The organism is Desulfobacter postgatei 2ac9 (assembly GCF_000233695.2).
GTDB lineage: Bacteria > Desulfobacterota > Desulfobacteria > Desulfobacterales > Desulfobacteraceae > Desulfobacter > Desulfobacter postgatei.
Genome location: NZ_CM001488.1, coordinates 1,089,269 through 1,106,650, shown reverse-complemented (window position 1 = coordinate 1,106,650; position 17,382 = coordinate 1,089,269). Strand labels below are relative to the sequence as shown.

Sequence of the window (17,382 nt, the reverse complement as noted above, 5' to 3'; positions counted from 1 at the left end):
TTTTAAAATTCAATCCATACACAAACACCGTCAATTGCAAGATTCACCGCGCATGCGAAATCAACGACAGCGCGGTATATTCGGTATACCGCATCAGGGAATGAACTCCATGAATTTTTTGACAAAAATTTTATGATATATTATATCAATATACTTTTATAATCTATAATGATGGAGGATAGATGCAAACAGGAAAAGTTAACCAGCGGATTTTATCATTCATGGAAAAACGGGGCATGGATATCACGGCATTATCCGAGGCTGCCGGCCTTGACCCCCAATTTATCAAAACCATGCTTGACGAAGACGCCTATCCCCCCCTTGGGCCTTTAATGAAAATTGCCCGGGCCCTGGGTGTGCGGCTAGGCACCTTTCTGGATGACCAGGACAGCAGTGATCCTTATATTGTCCACAAGGCGGAACGGGCAGACAGTTTTTCCGTTCTTGACAGTACCAACAAAGCGCCTGCCTTAAATTTCTATGCCCTGGGCAAAGGTAAGTCAGACCGTCACATGGAGCCGTTCTTTGTTGAAATCCTGCCTGAATCCGCAAAGAAAAAAACTCTCTCTTCCCATGAAGGCGAAGAGTTTATTGTTATTGTTTCAGGAGTTGTGGAAGTGATTTACGGCAATCAAACATATGAACTCAAACCCGGAGACTCCATCTATTACAACTCTGTGGTTCCCCATTATGTCTCCTGTGTCGGGGAAAAAAAGGCTGAAATTTATGCCGTGGTTTATATCCCAGAATAACAACCATCTTAAGCCAAAGAGGAATGGAGCATCATATGGACGAAACTTTGCCATTGCAAGCCCTGACCATAGGGCAGATCTTTGACAGAACCGTTGAAAAATATCCGGACAACCCGGCTGTTGTATATGTGGACAGGGATTTTCGCCTGACGTACAGACAGTTTGCCACCTATGTAGATGAAACAGCCAAGGGTTTGATGGCCCTGGGCATTAAGAAAGGAGAAAAGGTAGGTATATGGGCCACCAATGTACCATACTGGGTGATTTTGCAGTTTGCCACGGCCAAAATCGGGGCTGTGCTGCTCACGGTGAACACCAATTATAAAACAGCGGAACTTGAATACCTGCTATCCCAATCTGACTGTGAAAACCTCTTTCTCATTGACGGATACCAGGACACGGATTACATATCCACCATATATGAACTGGTGCCGGAGCTGAAAACCTGCCAGCGCGGCCACCTGAAATCTGAAAAATTCCCCCATCTTAAACGGGTGATCTTTCTTGGCCCTGAAAAACACAGGGGCATGTATACCACTCCCGAAATCCGGGCCTTGTCCGTCATGGTTTCCGATGATGAATACCAGGCCCGCCAGGATAGCCTGGATTGCCATGATGTGGTGAACATGCAGTATACGTCGGGAACCACGGGTTTTCCCAAAGGCGTTATGCTCACCCACTACAATATCGCCAACAACGGGTTCTGGATCGGTGCCAACCAGAACCTGGGCCCGGATGACCGGGTCTGCCTGCCCGTGCCCCTTTTCCACTGCTTTGGCTGTGTACTCGGGGTAATGGCTTTCATCAACCATGGCTCCTGTATGGTGATCCTGGAAAAATTTGATCCCCTTTTGATCATGGCCTCGGTGGAGCAGGAAAAATGTACCGGCCTTTACGGCGTGCCCACCATGTTCATTGCCGTGCTGGAACATCCCCTTTTCAAGAAATTTGATTTTTCATCCCTGCGCACCGGCATCATGGCAGGATCCAACTGCCCCATCCGTGTCATGGAGAAGGTTATTAATGAGATGAACATGACGGAAATCACCATCTGCTACGGTCTGACCGAGGCCTCTCCGGTCTTGACCCAAACCCGACCTCACGACGACATCCGGGTGCGGACACAAACCGTGGGCCGTGCCCTGCCCCACCTTGAAGTCAAGGTCATTGACCTTGGAACAGGAAAAGAACTGCCCCCGGGCCAACAGGGTGAAGTGTGTGTCAGGGGATACAGTGTCATGAAAGGATACTACAACAATCCTGAAGCCACGGCTCAGACCATTGACGAGGAGGGCTGGCTGCACTCAGGCGATCTTGGCGTCATGGACGAAGCACGCAATCTGTCCATCACGGGCCGGCACAAGGACATGATCATCCGGGGCGGGGAAAATATCTATCCCAGGGAGATCGAAGAATTTTTATACCGCATGGATGGAATCCGGGATATCCAGGTGGCTGCGGTTCCCAGCGAGAAATACGGTGAAGAGGTCGGTGCCTTTGTGATTCTGAATGAAGGTGCAAATCTTGAGCCCAGCGATATCCAGGACTTTTGCCGGGGAAAAATAAGCCGCTACAAAATTCCCAGGTATGTCCATTTTATCGATCAATATCCCATGACGGCCTCAGGAAAAATTCAGAAATACAAATTGACGGAGATGTCGGAAAAGATTTGGCCGGAAAGACGCTGATCACCCAATAGCATAAATTTTAGCACTGAGTTTTTTACCATGAAGGACATGAAGAGCATGAAGAGCATGAAGGATATACTTGAAAATTGATCTTCATGTCCTTCATGGTCTTGTATGGTTTTAATTCGAATTTTAATACAAAAATCCTGGTTAAGCACTGTTTTCTCCCAAGCCTAAATGCGTGGGTTTCCACAGCTAAAGAAAAAAATATATGAAAAATTCTTAACCCTGTGTGCATCCATCCCCTTTGTGCTGCCTGCCGTGGTGGTGGCCGCCGCCCTTGATGCAAGTTTCGGCAAAAACGGATGGCTGGGTATCTTAAATATCCGCCACCCCCTGGTTCTGATTTTCATGGCCCATGTGTTTTACAATTTTTCGGTCATGCTCAGAATTTTGACCAGCTTCTGGACAGGGTTGCGGGGCAATATCCAGGAAACGGCAGCCATGCTCGGGGCAGGACCGTATCAGATATTTATCCATGTTACCCTGCCCCTTCTCATGCCTGCGGTATGGGTAGCTTCCTTTCTGGTCTTCATCTTCTGTTTTTCAAGCTTTGGCATTATTCTGATTCTTGGGGGACCTGCCTATTCCACCATAGAGGCAGAGATCTTTCGCCAGGCCGCCCATATGTTCTCTTTTATCTTTGCGGGAACCGCTCTTTTTATCGCCCTTGTGACAGGCCTTTGCGCAGCCCTCTGCCTGAACCACCTGGACCGAATAAAAGCAAAAAACCTTGCCGGATTTTTTGACCCGTTGTTTATGCTGCCCCTGTCCACTTCCGCAGTCACCCTGGGTTTCAGCATCATCATCACCCTGGACCGGCCGCCGCTGAACTTACGGTCTTCAATTCTGCTTGTCCCTTTAGTCCATGCCCTGGGGGGATTTCCCTTTGTGCTTCGGGCGGTGCTGCCTGCCTTGAAAAGCATCCCCAACAACATCAGGGAGGCTGCCTCCACACTAGGCGCCGGCCCTGGAAACATATTCAGGTGCATTGACCTGCCGTTAATATCCGGGGCATTGACGGCAGGCGCCGTGTTTGCCTTTACCATAAGCATGGGGGAATTCGGCGCCACCATTTTCGCGGCAGGCCCACGCACCCCCACCATACCCCTGGCCATCTACCGGTTTTTAGGCCGGCCGGGCGCCATTAATTACGGCCAGGCCATGGCTATCTCCACCCTTCTCATGGCAATCACAGCAGCCGGGTTTATCCTCATTGAAAAAATCAGTTCAAAAGGGCTACAACACTTTTAATGGAAAGTGAACTTATCAATCTCAAAGGATTTGAAAACAGAAAGGTGGATAAACTGTCCGGAGGAGAGCGCCAGCAGGTGGCCCTGGCAAGAACCCTTGCCCCAAGCCCCAGGCTGCTCATGCTGGACGAACCCCTGAGCGCACTGGACCGGGTCTTGCGAAAACACCTTCTGGAGCAACTCACACAAATTTTCTCCCGGCTTCACATCACCACCATATTTGTCACCCACGATCACGAAGAAGCCTTTGCCGCCGGATCTCGGATCATCCTGATGAACCAGGGCTGCATTGTCCAGGCCGGCACCCCAAAAGATCTGATGCTGCGCCCGGTGAATGACTGGGTCCGGCAATTTATGGGCTGAAGCATCGTTAATAATTGCTCTTGTTTCTTGATGGCTTTACAAATAGAAAACTAATAAAATAAGATAATCCAGGCCAAAACCAGTATTCTGGACAAAAGACCAAACCCCATGGTCAAAAGGCAGATGAGAGAACCGTTGCAGCCTCCGTAAATGGCGATATACCGAGGCAAGGTCCGGCGCAGGCGGGTAACCGGTATCATGATCAGACCGCCGGCTATGAGGGCCGTGATGGCTTCATAGCCGCTGATGCTGTTTTGGGCCAAAAGGGTTGACATGTAGCTGATCCCGGCAATCGGACTGAATATATAGGTGGTGAGCGGACCAATGACGGCCGCGGATAAACCCAGGGCGGATGTCAAAGGAGCAATCCCGGCCTCTACCCAGGAGAGCATTCCCGACAGGGTCAGCACCTGAACCAGCAGGGTCACAACAGCCAGCACACCGATCATGTTGAAAAACATTTTTTTTCGCGCATGCCAGGCGTCTTTCAAAAGCCGGGTCAAACTGCGGTTAAGACATTCCGGATCATCCGGCGAGCATTCGTAGGCCGAAAATGGATCCTCCCCGGTTTCCAAAGGCGCTTTGCCATTGCCCCAAGCCCTTCCGCAGATGAGCACATAGCAAAGTTTGAGTACGCCGGTAAGCCAGAAGGCGGCAATGTAAATCATGGCCAGACGGGTGCCGAGCAGAGGCAGAACAATGGGAAGCTGAAAGGTCAGAGTCTCCCTGAGATGAAAGGGCACTGTATTGAGGATACCGGTAAGGCGCAGCTCACGGTCATTCAGTCGTCCGTCCGCATGGAATTGGGCTGCCATGGTATGGGCCGCGATCATGGAGCCTATTGCGGCCAGAAAACAAACCGCTGTTTCGGCCGGTAGCCGGGCGGCTCTTGCCACAGGTTTCCCAAAAGGTTTCAGGTGGCGCATCAATCCCATCTGCATGAACAGCTCCACCCCGAAAAGACTGATAAACATTACCGAGCCCATTCGAAACATCAGGTCCGCCGTAAACACAATTGAAGATAATAAAATTTCCATGTCCAACCATAATGGGGTTTCAGTACCGGTAAAGCTAAGGAATGAGATCAAAATAATTTAATCTGGGAGTGCGGGCGAGACGCCCACGCTCACGGATATAGCAAAATGGACAAGTTATTTAAGACCCGTTCCTTAGTATTGCAAAACTATCATGTCTATATCTTTTAGAATTTTAACTTTGTGGCCTTTTGTGCCTTTGAGGCTTTGTGCGAGAATAAAATGAGAATTGCTGGACACAGACGAATCTAATCAGCACGCTCCTGGGCTTGGCGAAGCAGCTTTGCGTTTTTTTTCTTTACGTCCGGATATGCAGCCGCCAGGCTGTCGGATTTTTTGGCCAGGGAAACCGCCTGGACGATATTACCTTGATCTAGCCGGGCCCTTGCCATCAGATGCCAGACCAAAGGGTCCTGACCGTCAATGTACAATGCCTGCTCCAGGGTTGAAAAGGCAAGCTGGGGTTGCTTGCGGCGCAGCTGATTTTCGGCATTCTCAATCATGCGGGTCAACGCCTTTGGCCGGGGACGCTGGACAGGACGAACCGCAGACAGAAGCCGATTCTCCTCCTGCTTTCCCCCACCAACTGTCGAATCATAGGGCGCAGCGCGTTGATCCCTTACAGGCCCGCCGATCTCGGGCACGGATTCAGGGGGCCGATGGGACTGGGGTATTGAGACAGGTCTTTTTTGCGCACAGGCGGATAAAACCATAAGAGTCATAAATAAAATGAAATAAAAAAAATATCTTTTCATTTAAAACACATCCTTGAGCCAGTCAATGAGATATCGCGGCTTTTTTTTCTGTACCGGTTGTTGGCCAGGCCTTGGGTATGCCGGGGTCTTAGGTATCACTTGGGTACCGGGGTTGGGAAGGGGATTAAAAAGAACAGGGGCAGACCCCTGGATAAAAGGCACGGCAAGGGCACCGGGAGCATTGCTGTCTGTGCGAAGCCCGGTTTGCGGATCAATCACCGCCCATTCAATATTCTCCGGCGGCGTCAGGACCAGGGGTGTATTGGGGATTTGTGCCATGATCCGGCCAAAAACCTGCAGGGCCCCGGAAGCCCCGGTGAGCCCAGTGGAGTGATTGTCATCCCTGCCCACCCAGACCACGGCCAGGCGATTTCCGGAAAATCCGGCAAACCAGGTATCCCGCAGATCATTGGTCGTACCGGTCTTTCCGGCAATGCCCAAATCAGGTGAAAGCCATCTGGACAGAGATCTGCCTGTACCTTCACGGACAACAGCCTGAAGTGTTTTGTCCACCAGGAATACCGCTCCCGGATCCAGGTGCTGTTCAATGTTCAAAGAATAGCGCTGGAGTGTTTCCCCTTCAGGGGTATAAACGGCGTTGATGACCCGGGCCGGGGTGTAGAATCCCCCCGAGGCCAGGGTGTGGTAAACCTGGGCAACCTGGACAGGCGTCATCTCAAAACTGCCAAGAAGCATTGCAGGAACAAGCGGGGGATTGGGTTTAAAGCCCAACTGCGCCATGGTTGCAAAAACGGTGTCCAAACCAAGATCCATGCCAAGCCTGACCGTGGAGGTATTGTAGGAGTGAACCAGGGCCTGGAACAAGGGCAGTTCTCCATGGAATTTTTTGTCAAAATTCATGGGCTTCCAAAGACGGCCGCCACTTTTCAATGCAACAGGCCCGTCATTGATCCGGGTCACCAGGGTATAATTTTCAGGCCGCTCCAGGGCCGAAAGGTATACCACAGGCTTCACCAGTGAACCGATAGGACGCTTTGCGTCCAGGGCGCGGTTAAACCCTTGATATTTCGGTTTCTTTCCCCCAACCAGGGCCTGGATCTCATTGGTCGCAGAGGCCGTCACCACCACACCGGCCTCAAGCTTTGAATCTCTCCCCGCTATGAAATCCGCCACCCCTTTTTCTGCAGCCAACTGCACCAAAGGATCCAACGGGGTAAAAATACGCAGCCCCATGGTTTTTAAATCCTTTTCACGGTATTCTTCAAGCAGTCTGCGCTTAACGAAATCCAGGTAAAAGGGAAATCGCCATTGCCGGGGCATCGGAATAACGCTTAAGGAACTGCCGAGTGATTTTGTAAGCTCGGCGGATGAAATCAGCTCCTGGTCTGCCATGAGACCAAGCACGGTGTTTCGTCGGGCAATGGCCCGGTCCGGATGCACCCTTGGATTGTAGACGGACGGTCCTTTAAGCATACCCACCAACAGAGCTGTTTCTTTAGGCGAAAGCAACTCCAAAGACTTGCCGAAATAAAACTGAGCCCCCAGACCGAACCCGTATATGCCCCTGGAACCGTCCTGGCCTAAATAAACTTCATTAATATAGGCTTCAAGAATTTCTTCCTTGGTAAACTGACGCTCAATGGCTGCTGCGACAAAGGCTTCGCTGAATTTTCGTTTGAGCGTTTTGTCAGGTGAAAGGAAAAAATTTTTTGCCAGTTGCTGGGTCAGGGTACTTGCGCCCTGGGTAAGCCGACCCTGGCGGATATTGACCACAATGGCCCGGAAAATGGATTTAAAATCAATACCGTAATGGGAATAAAAATTTTTATCCTCCACGGCAATAATGGTCTTTTTAAGTAATGCCGGGATATCTTCAGTATCAACAAGGATACGGTCTTCCATGGACGACGGGTAGAACTGCCCGATCAGCACGGGGTCCAGCTGTTCCATGTCAGCGATGCGCTCCCCGCTTTTCAATTGGGCAATGCGATCGCCGGAAATGATTAGCTCTATGCGCCTCACGGGGCGGCGCTGTTCACCAAAGTCAAAGGATCGGCAACTGAGGACAAACCGCCCCTGATACCGGGTGTAAGTACCAGGAACCGTCAACTGCGCCTGGGTTTCAACCCTTCGATATCCCAGCAAATCCAGTTCCTGCTCAAGGGATTTGACGGACAGCTGCAAGCCCGGATAAAGGGTCATGGGCCGTGCATATACTTTGGCCGGCACATCCCACAACCGGTCTTTGAATCGCTGGGCCACCTGATGATTGATCAGGTAAGCATACCCGAAAAAAGCCATGCATGCACATAACAATAAAAAAAGGACCAATCGTCTCAACAGTTTCATTTAGCGCACCTTCACTAGTTGTGATCCATGATATCCAGATTAAAGAGCTTCCGGGCCACATTCAAATAGAAAGAATCGTCCCTGTGATCGCCGGTGTGACGCAAAAATAAAATGGGATCATGGATGGCACGGGAAGCAATGGCCCGTGTCATCCTGCGGATCGCATCGGTATCCGCCGTTGACAGATGAGGCAGACCGGCCAGTGTTTTCTCACATTCCAGATTCACAATGTCAGTCATTTTCCGGTTGATGGCCTTGATGGTGGGCACCACGGCCAGTTCATCCAGCCATCGCCGGAAAGCCAGCAACGCTTCCTCCACAAAACCTTGCGCCCTGACGGTTTCCTGTTCCCGTTGGCTGATATTTGTTTCAACAATATTTTTCAAATCGTCAATATCATAAACATAGGCATTGGATATTTTATTGATCCGGGGGTCAATATCTCTGGGTACGGCAATATCAATAAAAAACAGGGTCTTGTTCTGTCTTTTTTTCATGACGCGCTTGACCTGGTCACGGGTTAACACATAATCCGTGGCCCCGGTGGAACTGATAATGATGTCCACATCAGCCAGGGCAGATTCCCGTTCCTCGTACTGGACCGCCTTGCCGTTAAACTTGCGGGCCAGTTCCAAAGCGTTTTTAAATGTTCGGTTGGCCACCACAATCTTTTTTACCTGATGGGTCATAAGGTGTTCAACAGCCAGCTCCGCCATCTCGCCGGCCCCGATGAGCATGACGCTTTTGGTGGCAAGATCGGCAAAAATTTTATGGGCAAGTTCAATGGCGGCATAGGAAATGGAAACGGCATTATCACCAATGCCGGTCTGTTTTCGCACCCGTTTTGCCACGGAAAAGGATTTGTGCATCAGGCGATTAAGCAAGACCCCTGTGGTACCCGCACTTACCGCAGTTTTATAGGCCTTTTTCACCTGGCCCAGAATCTGGGGTTCTCCCACCACCATGGAATCAAGACTTGCAGCCACACAGAACAGATGGCGGACAGCATCGTCATCCCGGTGGATGTAAAGGGATGATTTGAATTCACAAGCAGGTAACTGCTTCAATTCAGAGATAAACCGCATAACGGCATCAATTCCGTCATTGTTGTCCAACGCCTCTTTTCCCGGTATATAGAGAAATTCCAGGCGGTTGCAGGTGGAAAAAACCAGGCCTTCCTTGATACCCGGATCCCGTTTTATAAAATCCAGGGCTGTTTCAATCTGTTCCTGGGAAAAAGAGAGTTTTTCCCTGAGCTCTACAGGCGCGGTCTTATGGCTGGCACCAATCAGAATTATCTTCGGCATAATGGGTTAATCTGTGTCCTGTTCTTATTGGGTAAACCCCTGGTGATGCCCGCCAAGGAAAAAATTCACCCCCAGGAAGGTAAAAATTAGTATGATAAAACCAATCACGGACATGATCGCGGAATTACGGCCCTGCCACCCCGAATTAAGCCGCAGATGCAAAAGCACCGCATACACCAGCCAGGCCCCCAGGGAAAACACCTCTTTGACATCCCATCGCCAGAAACTGCCCCACACGGATCTGGCATAAATAAGACCGGTGACAAGCCCAAACGTAAGCAAGGCAAATCCTGTGGAAATACAGGTATAGGAGACGGCATCCAGAAAATCCAAAGAGGGCAGCCGCTTGAAAAAAAACCCCGGACTTTTGCCTTTGATGCCCTGCTCTTGAAGCAGATAAAGGATACCGGCACCGCAGGCCAGGGCTAGCATGGACTCCCCGGTAAAGATAAGGATGATGTGCCCGAAAAAGAAAATGCCCTTATATATCTTGTCCGGGGCCTGGGCTGCTTCGGGCAAAAGAATGGCTGCCAGCATAAGCACGCTGATCATGGCCGTGGCATAGACACCAAGAATTTTTAAATAAAACCGGTACTGCACATAGATGAACATGGCGGCAAGAGACAGGCCTGCCATGGACAGACTCTGGCCAATGGTATAGATGGGCAGCCCCCCAAGTGCCGCGCTCTGCAGAACAATGGCGAACAGATGAACCACAGCCCCGATACCCACAGCGCCCAAGGCGGTCTGCTGTATCCGATCTTTCTGGTAAAACAGATAGCAAAAATACCCGCCCGTACTGATCAGGTAAAAAAACGTTGCGCACTGCAAAAGGATAAAAGGAATATTCATAAACATCACAACTCCCGGGAACCGAAATCGGGCATAAGCCTTTCCAGGCTGAAACCGTCACCCAGCACCATAGTAAGTACGGCATCAATCTGGTGGGTTTGTCCTGCGGCAATCTTTTCAGGCAGATCGGCATCAAGCAGGGCACAAAAAATTTTGCGGTGTCCCTTGGGATCATGTCCCTGTTCCAGCAAAATGGATCTGATGCGGCCTAAAAGGGTGGCAAGTATACCGTATTCACGACCGAAACGTGTTTCAATCGCCATGCGCAGGCGCCTTGAAAGGGCCGGACTTGCCCCGCAGGTAGATACGGCAAATAAAAGATCGCCCCTGTCCACCACTGCCGGCAGGATAAAATCCCCTTTATCCGGACCGTCAGCAATATTGCACAATATATTTTTCTTTTGTGCAGCCTGCCGTATCCTGGCATTTAACTTCATATTATCTGTGGCGGCAAAAGCCAGACTCATGCCGTCCAGATCCGAATCCTGAAAATCTTTCTTCTTTAATGTAATGGCAGAAAACGGCCTATTTAACAGTTCATCTGAAAAGCCAAGGCTGACCACGATGACCCGGGCACCTGCCCCGGCAAGGCCAAACGCTTTTCTTGTTCCCACTGCCCCACCGCCAACCACAAGGCAGCATCTGTCTTTAACATCTAAAAAAATCGGATAGTAATCCATCACCTTATCCCTTATTTGCCCTTGTTTGGGCAGGGGGTTTAATATATATTGCCTGTTAGTTTTTTTCAATCTTTATCCTTATGAAGGCAATACCGTGATTATCGATTTCCATACCCATCTTTTTTTTCAGGCCGTTGCAAATGACAGGACTCCATTTTTTGACAACGAACCTGAATTCAAGCTTCTATACAATTGCCCAAAGGCAAAAATTGCAACACTGCCCCAACTCATTGACACAATGGACCGGCACGAGGTGGATATTTCCATTGTTTTAGGATTTCCATGGCGCAACCCCGAATACACAAAAAAAAATAATGATGCGATAATTGAGGCGGTCACGGCGCACCCGAAACGGTTACGGGGGCTGGCCTGTTTTGATCCGGCCTGGGAAGGTGCGCCCAAAGAGGCTGAACGCTGTATTGATGCCGGGCTTTCCGGTGTGGGGGAACTGGCCTTTTACTTATCCGGCATTGACGATAGAGCCATCCGGCTTCTGGAGCCTGTGATGGATGTTCTCAAACGCAAGGGCAATTTACCGTGTATGATCCATACCAATGAGCCTGTGGGGCATCAATATCCGGGAAAAAGCCCTGTCACCCTTAATCAGATTGATAATCTAGCCCGAACCTTTCCGGACAACAAAATCATTCTTGCCCACTGGGGCGGCGGCATCTTTTTTTATCACATCATGAAAAAGCAGATGAAAGAACGGCTTAAAAATATCTGGTATGATACGGCCGCGTCTGTTTTTCTTTACGAACCGCAAATCTACGATATGGCGGTCAAGGCAGGCGTACTGGAAAAAGTTCTGTTCGGCACGGATTATCCCCTGCTGACCCCTGACAGGTATTACACTGACATTGACCAGTCAGGGCTGACTTTAGAGCAAAAACGGATGGTACTCGGAGAAAATGCCCGGGCCCTGTACCCGGACTTATAATAAAATGGGGACTGATAGTCCGGTGTGTTCATCTGGTTGAAAAAATTGGATCTGTCAGACGATTAGTCCTCGCCTTAACACCAAGTATTTGATCTGCCCAATTGTATATATCAATTTCCAATAACAAAAATATCTGCTGAAATTTTAGAAAAATTGATCTGTGTTCAATGAGTGTTGTCAGGTTGAGCTATCAGACGAACCCCAAGGGCTGCACACACCTTATTAATTGTATCAAATCGAGGTTTGGCGTTTGGTTTAAGCGCTTTATACAAGGCTTCACGGGTTATCCCTGTCGCTTTGGCAACTTCACTCATACCGCGAGCTTTGGCAGCAACCCCCAGAGCGTGGGCCAGTTCTGCGGCATCTCCGTCTTCAATCACCATAGTGATGTAAGCAGCAATATCTTCTTCACTTTTAAGTTGCTGTGCCAAATCAAAGTCCGGCAGGTCTGCAATTCGTTTTTTCATGGTTCAATCCTCCAAAGTGGTTTCCCTCTGTTTAGCCTTGGCAATGTCGCTTTCCTGGCTGCTTTTATCTCCCGCACCAAGCATGACGATCAAAGTGTCTCCCCGTTTGGTGTAGTACATCCTCCAGCCGGGGCCAAAATGTTCCCTCATTTCAAAGACACCTTCGCCAACAGGTTTTACATCACCAAGGTTGCCACGCTGTGCTTTATCAAGACGGCGGCTTAGGCGAAGCCGCGTAATACGATCTTTCAAGCTGTCAAGCCATTTATCAAATTCGGGTAATGTTTTAACTATGTACATATTGAATATGTAATCGTTCGAATACAGAAAGTCAAATAAAATATACAAGCCCCGATATGAATAACAGGGATAGTCCGGGTTTTTTATTTGCCTAAAAACGGTCCTTACCTTGGACATAGTCCTCACCCCAAGCCCCTCAGCATGATTTGCCAAATTTTATATTTCAGGCATCAAATAACAAAAAGTGAATCAATTTTGGAAAACGCTAAAGTTCGGTTCCACTATCCATGCCAATCTTTCATTCAAAACCTTATTAAACCCAACTAAACCTGATTGACAAAAAACAGACACCGTGTAAAAAGACAAACTAAACCAATTTGACCCTATACTCTTCAAAGGTGTAAAAAATGGAAGATCGCTGGTTGTCAGTCGAGGAGATTGCTCAATATCTGGGTGTCAGCAAAGATACAGTTTACACATGGATAAACAAAAAGAAAATGCCTGCCCACAAAATCGGCCGTCTTTGGAAATTTAAGAAAGATGAAGTCGATATTTGGGTCCGTGACGGGAAAGCAAGTGGTTCTAAAGAGAGTGAAGATCAGTGAAACAATCTGCGGGAATACTTGACAACAAATCTCTGGGAAACGTTGTTTCCGAGCTCAAAGGAAATATTGCTGCCGGATGCACTTTCTCCGTGGTTTCCGCACTGTTTTCTCTTTACGCCTACGATGAACTGAAAAAGGAACTTTCAAAGGTTTCCAAGTTCAGGCTTCTTGTACCAAATCATGGAGATGGAGAGGGTTTTCTTAAAAACCTGCCCGGAAATCACTTAGACCGTCGTCTTCGGAATCGGCTTGATGTTACTCGTATCGCACGGGAATGCTCGGAATGGCTGAAACAGAAGTGTGAAGTCCGCAAGTTACCTTCACCGGTTCATCAGAATCTTATTCATTTATCTCACGCCGGTAATGATGAGTACCTTGCTATTGTGGGCAGCTCATCTTTCACCACTGACGGTTTGGGTATCGTTCCATCTGAATCCCACCATCTGAACACCTGCTTTCGCAGTTCCGGTGAGGCACATTCGCTTATAAAGTGGTTTGACGAACTGTGGGCTTCCGGAAAAAACAGCAATGATTTTGAAGCGATTCTTCAGGACGCTCTTGCGCTTGTTTATTCAGACAAAACGCCCCAACAAATCTATTTCCTGACTCTGTTTAATATCTTCAGGGGTTTTATCGGCGAGCTGGATGAGGACAAAATCATCAAGACCCAGACCGGAATCAAGAGCACACAGGTCTGGCAGAAGCTTTACAAATTTCAGCGGGACGGCGTTCTTGGAGCCATCGATAAAATTGAACGCTACAATGGCTGCATCATCGCAGACAGCGTGGGGCTGGGTAAGACCTTTGAGGCCCTGGCGGTCATCAAATACTACGAACTCCGCAATGACCGGGTTCTGGTTCTTTGCCCCAAAAAGCTAAGGGAAAACTGGACCTTATATACCGTTAATGACAAACGAAACATCATGGCTTCGGACAGGTTCAATTATGATGTCCTCAACCATACGGATCTGACCCGTGTGCGAGGAATGTCCGGGGAGATCAATTTAGAGACCCTGAACTGGGGCAACTACGACCTGATCGTTATCGACGAGTCGCACAATTTCAGAAACAACCCGGCCCGCAAGGATGATTCTCTGACCCGCTATTCAAAGCTGATGAACGAGATCATCAAAGCCGGCGTAAAAACCAAGGTGCTGATGCTTTCAGCGACTCCTGTAAACAACCGGATGAACGACCTGAAAAACCAAGTCGCCTTTATCGTTGAGGCAAAGGACGACGCATTGAAGACCAACGGTATTACCAGCATCGAGCAGACGCTGAAAATGGCTCAGACGCGCTTCAATGGGTGGTTGAATTTGATTGAGCGCGAAAGAACCACCGAATCCCTGCTGGAGACTTTGAATTTTGACTATTTCAAATTGCTGGACCTGCTCACCATTGCCCGATCCAGAAAGCATATTGAGAAGTACTATGATGTAACGGAAATCGGAAAATTTCCGGAGAGGCTCAAGCCCGTCAATATTAAGACAGACATTGATACACAGGGACGCTTCCCGGCTCTTGAAAGTATTAATAGAGACATTCGGCTGCTTAATCTGAGCGCCTATGCTCCGCTGAAATATGTTTTGCCGCAAAAGGCTGAAGAGTATAGCCGCAAGTATGACCGAAAGGTGGCCGGCGGTTCCATGTTCAGACAGGTAGACCGTGAACAGAGCTTGATTCATTTGATGCGGGTTAACCTGTTCAAACGAATGGAAAGCTCTATCAACTCCTTCACAATGACGCTGGAGAAACTGCTCGGCGAGGTAACAGGGTTGATTCAGAAGATTGCGGACCATGACAACAATTCATCTGTCGAAGAGTTTGATATCGAAGAGATTGAAATAGAAGATGACGCCTTTTCCCCTTTTGTTGTCGGCAAAAAGGTCAAAGTCCTGATTCAAGACATGGATACGGTTCGCTGGAAACAAGAGCTTGAGGAGGATCGGGAAATTCTGGAGAAGCTCATTTCGTCTGCACGAGCAGTTAAGGCTCCGCAAGATGAAAAGCTCAGGAAACTGAAGGAGCTCATTCGTTACAAAGTCACCCATCCGATTAACTTAGGAAACAAAAAGCTCATCATTTTCACCGCATTTGCAGACACCGCCAAGTATCTATACGAAAACACAGCAAAATGGGCACAGCGGGAGCTGGGAATCTATGCCGCCTTGGTGACCGGTTCCGGTGAGAACAAAACCGAGATACCCGGCATACGCAAAGATCTGGCCTCAATCATCACCTCCTTCTCTCCGGTATCAAAAGAGCGTGACAAAATTGATTCTTCTCTCACTGCTGAAATTGACCTGCTGATTGCCACGGACTGTATTTCAGAGGGGCAAAACCTGCAGGACTGTGATTACCTGATCAACTATGACATTCACTGGAACCCGGTTCGGATCATCCAGCGTTTTGGCCGTGTTGATCGACTGGGCTCGAAAAATGACAAAATCCAACTGGTGAACTTCTGGCCCAACATGGAGCTGGACGAATACATCAATCTTGAGGCCCGCGTTTCCGGCCGCATGGTTCTGCTGGATATCTCGGCCACCGGTGAAGAGAACGTCATAGCGTTTACCGATTCCGGAAAAATGAATGATCTTGAATACCGCCGCAAACAGCTCGAGAAGCTTCAGAACGAAGTGGTTGATATTGATGACGTCGAAGGTGGCATCTCCATTACCGACCTCACACTGAACGACTTCCGTATGGATCTCAGTGACTACATAAAAGTGCATGAGAATCTACTGGAGCGGATACCCTCCGGCGCTTATGCCGTGGCCACCATCAACGACTCTTTAAAAGGAGAATTCTCACCCGGGGTGATTTTCTGTCTCAGAAATGAAGGCGCTCAAACCGTTTCAGACGCCACCTATGCTTTGTCGCCTTACTATCTGGTCTATGTAAAAAATGACGGATCGGTCCTTTTGCAGTTCACTCAAACCAAAAAGATTCTGGATCTGCTGAAGAAGATGAGTATCCATGGAAAGTCCGTTGATGGCACAGCCACAACCCGCTTTTCCGGCCTGACACGCAATGGTTCCGATATGTCTCAATACCGCAACCTGCTGTCCAACGCCGTGCAGGCCCTGACCGGTGCGGCTGAAGAACGCGGCGTGGAGAGTCTCTTCTCTCCCGGCGGAACCGTAATCAACAAAAACAGCTTTAAGGGCATGGATGACTTTGAAGTGGTGTCGTATTTGATTCTGCTGGAAGGAACCACGAATGAACACGAATAAACACGAATTTAATAAAGAAAATATTAGTGAAAATTTGTGTCCATTCGTGGTTGCAAATATTGGCTTTCCAGAATCTGCGTATTTACATAAACGCATGGCTAAAAAGTTGTTCCTTGAGAATGCTTCTTTGGGTGTCAGCGACAAAAAGCTGTTTCGGGAAAACGTGAAGAACGTGTACTGGGAATACACCCTGAAACCATCAACCTGTCCGGTTCTGCCCTACAGAGACAATGAGCGGGAGTACCTTGAGGTGGCGGTTCTGCAGATCGAAATGAATTCCCAAAAAGGACACAAACGAATTGCCGAGATCATCCACCGGGTCATCCCGTATCCCTTGATGCTGGGCTTTTATCTTAACCACGAATCAACACAAATAGACACCAATAAAAAAGAAATACATTCGTGTGAATTCGTGTCCATTAGTGGTTCCAATCTTGTTGCCCTGAGTATCGCTCCCAAGCGTTTCAGTCAGGCCGAGCACGGAGCCTTTGTTGCCGAGCGCTTTTATACCACCGGCTGGATGAAAGTAACAATTGAGAATGGAGAATTGAAAATTGAAAATGAAAATAATTGTCAATTATCCACTGTCAATTATCAATTTATAAAGTCACTTGCGTGGGACACTATGCCGCTTCAGACCTACGGGACTTTATACAATGCCTGGACGGATCGCTTTACCGGATACGAATGCTCGGTCTTATCCGGGACCTTTACCATCGGCAAAGCGGTCGACCGGCTGGAACGTTTAACACGGTGCCGGGAAATTGAATCAAGAATATCGGAGCTGCGCGGGCAGTTGAAGAAAGCGGCTTTTAACCGGCAGGTGGAGCTGAATACACAGATCAAGAAGTTTGAACAAGAGCTCAGGCAACTGGCTGCGAGCCTGTAATAAGAGAGGTT

General features: G+C 48.8%; 16 protein-coding genes. 8 read left to right on the top strand and 8 right to left on the bottom strand.

Going from position 1 to position 17,382, the window contains the following annotated elements:
* Positions 1-182 precede the first annotated feature (182 nt).
* The 4 genes from DESPODRAFT_RS05055 to DESPODRAFT_RS05040 all read left to right on the top strand — a co-directional run bounded on the left by DESPODRAFT_RS05055 (position 183) and on the right by DESPODRAFT_RS05040 (position 4,056).
* A complete protein-coding gene (locus tag DESPODRAFT_RS05055) occupies positions 183-752 on the top strand; it encodes a cupin domain-containing protein (protein ID WP_004071829.1) in 570 nt (189 codons plus the stop codon).
* Positions 753-787: 35 nt separating this feature from the next.
* Positions 788-2,440, top strand: a complete 1,653-nt coding sequence (locus DESPODRAFT_RS05050; RefSeq protein ID WP_004071828.1) for an AMP-binding protein — start codon at positions 788-790, stop codon at positions 2,438-2,440.
* Positions 2,441-2,617: 177 nt separating this feature from the next.
* Positions 2,618-3,694 (top strand): ABC transporter permease, encoded by a 1,077-nt coding sequence (locus DESPODRAFT_RS05045; RefSeq protein WP_004071826.1) that lies wholly within the window; start codon positions 2,618-2,620, stop codon positions 3,692-3,694.
* The gene (locus DESPODRAFT_RS05040; RefSeq protein ID WP_052314665.1) at positions 3,694-4,056 is read left to right on the top strand and encodes an ATP-binding cassette domain-containing protein; all 363 of its coding nucleotides are present in this window, start codon (positions 3,694-3,696) and stop codon (positions 4,054-4,056) included. The genes DESPODRAFT_RS05045 and DESPODRAFT_RS05040 overlap by 1 nt, the downstream gene beginning before the upstream one ends.
* A gap of 50 nt (positions 4,057-4,106) precedes the next feature.
* Here the strand turns inward: DESPODRAFT_RS05040 and DESPODRAFT_RS05035 are convergent, their stop codons facing one another.
* The 6 genes from DESPODRAFT_RS05035 to DESPODRAFT_RS05010 form a co-directional block, all read right to left on the bottom strand.
* A complete protein-coding gene (locus tag DESPODRAFT_RS05035; RefSeq protein WP_004071825.1) occupies positions 4,107-5,093 on the bottom strand; it encodes a hypothetical protein in 987 nt (328 codons plus the stop codon).
* Positions 5,094-5,338: 245 nt separating this feature from the next.
* On the bottom strand, positions 5,339-5,845 hold the full coding sequence (locus DESPODRAFT_RS05030) for a hypothetical protein (RefSeq protein WP_004071824.1): 507 nt from the start codon (positions 5,843-5,845) through the stop codon (positions 5,339-5,341).
* Positions 5,846-8,155: a penicillin-binding protein 1B gene (gene mrcB / locus DESPODRAFT_RS05025; RefSeq protein WP_004071823.1), complete on the bottom strand. Its 2,310-nt coding sequence runs from the start codon at positions 8,153-8,155 to the stop codon at positions 5,846-5,848.
* A gap of 14 nt (positions 8,156-8,169) precedes the next feature.
* A complete protein-coding gene (gene hemA / locus DESPODRAFT_RS05020) occupies positions 8,170-9,462 on the bottom strand; it encodes a glutamyl-tRNA reductase (RefSeq protein WP_004071822.1) in 1,293 nt (430 codons plus the stop codon).
* Positions 9,463-9,486: 24 nt separating this feature from the next.
* Positions 9,487-10,314: a cytochrome C assembly family protein gene (locus DESPODRAFT_RS05015; protein WP_245532015.1), complete on the bottom strand. Its 828-nt coding sequence runs from the start codon at positions 10,312-10,314 to the stop codon at positions 9,487-9,489.
* Positions 10,315-10,319: 5 nt separating this feature from the next.
* Entirely contained in the window at positions 10,320-11,063 is a 744-nt protein-coding gene (locus tag DESPODRAFT_RS05010; RefSeq protein WP_245532014.1) for a precorrin-2 dehydrogenase/sirohydrochlorin ferrochelatase family protein, read from the bottom strand.
* Positions 11,064-11,088: 25 nt separating this feature from the next.
* Here DESPODRAFT_RS05010 and DESPODRAFT_RS05005 point away from each other — a divergent pair, with 25 nt between their 5' ends.
* Positions 11,089-11,934 (top strand): amidohydrolase family protein, encoded by an 846-nt coding sequence (locus tag DESPODRAFT_RS05005; protein ID WP_004071819.1) that lies wholly within the window; start codon positions 11,089-11,091, stop codon positions 11,932-11,934.
* A gap of 164 nt (positions 11,935-12,098) precedes the next feature.
* On the opposite strand, the gene DESPODRAFT_RS05000 is transcribed toward DESPODRAFT_RS05005, so the two are convergent.
* Complete coding sequence (locus DESPODRAFT_RS05000; protein WP_004071818.1) at positions 12,099-12,401, bottom strand: addiction module antidote protein; 303 nt, start codon at positions 12,399-12,401, stop codon at positions 12,099-12,101.
* Positions 12,402-12,404: 3 nt separating this feature from the next.
* Complete coding sequence (locus DESPODRAFT_RS04995) at positions 12,405-12,701, bottom strand: type II toxin-antitoxin system RelE/ParE family toxin (RefSeq protein ID WP_040016191.1); 297 nt, start codon at positions 12,699-12,701, stop codon at positions 12,405-12,407.
* 347 nt (positions 12,702-13,048) lie between these two features.
* Here DESPODRAFT_RS04995 and mads1 point away from each other — a divergent pair, with 347 nt between their 5' ends.
* Genes mads1 through DESPODRAFT_RS04980 form a run of 3 tightly spaced genes read left to right on the top strand, consistent with a single transcriptional unit; the run spans position 13,049 to position 17,371 of the window.
* Complete coding sequence (gene mads1, locus DESPODRAFT_RS04990) at positions 13,049-13,246, top strand: methylation-associated defense system helix-turn-helix domain-containing protein MAD1 (RefSeq protein ID WP_004071816.1); 198 nt, start codon at positions 13,049-13,051, stop codon at positions 13,244-13,246.
* The gene (locus DESPODRAFT_RS04985; protein ID WP_004071815.1) at positions 13,243-16,482 is read left to right on the top strand and encodes a helicase-related protein; all 3,240 of its coding nucleotides are present in this window, start codon (positions 13,243-13,245) and stop codon (positions 16,480-16,482) included. Before mads1 ends, DESPODRAFT_RS04985 begins: the two co-directional genes overlap by 4 nt.
* Positions 16,469-17,371, top strand: a complete 903-nt coding sequence (locus DESPODRAFT_RS04980; RefSeq protein WP_004071814.1) for a DUF4391 domain-containing protein — start codon at positions 16,469-16,471, stop codon at positions 17,369-17,371. The genes DESPODRAFT_RS04985 and DESPODRAFT_RS04980 overlap by 14 nt, the downstream gene beginning before the upstream one ends.
* The last annotated feature ends 11 nt before the right edge of the window (positions 17,372-17,382 follow it).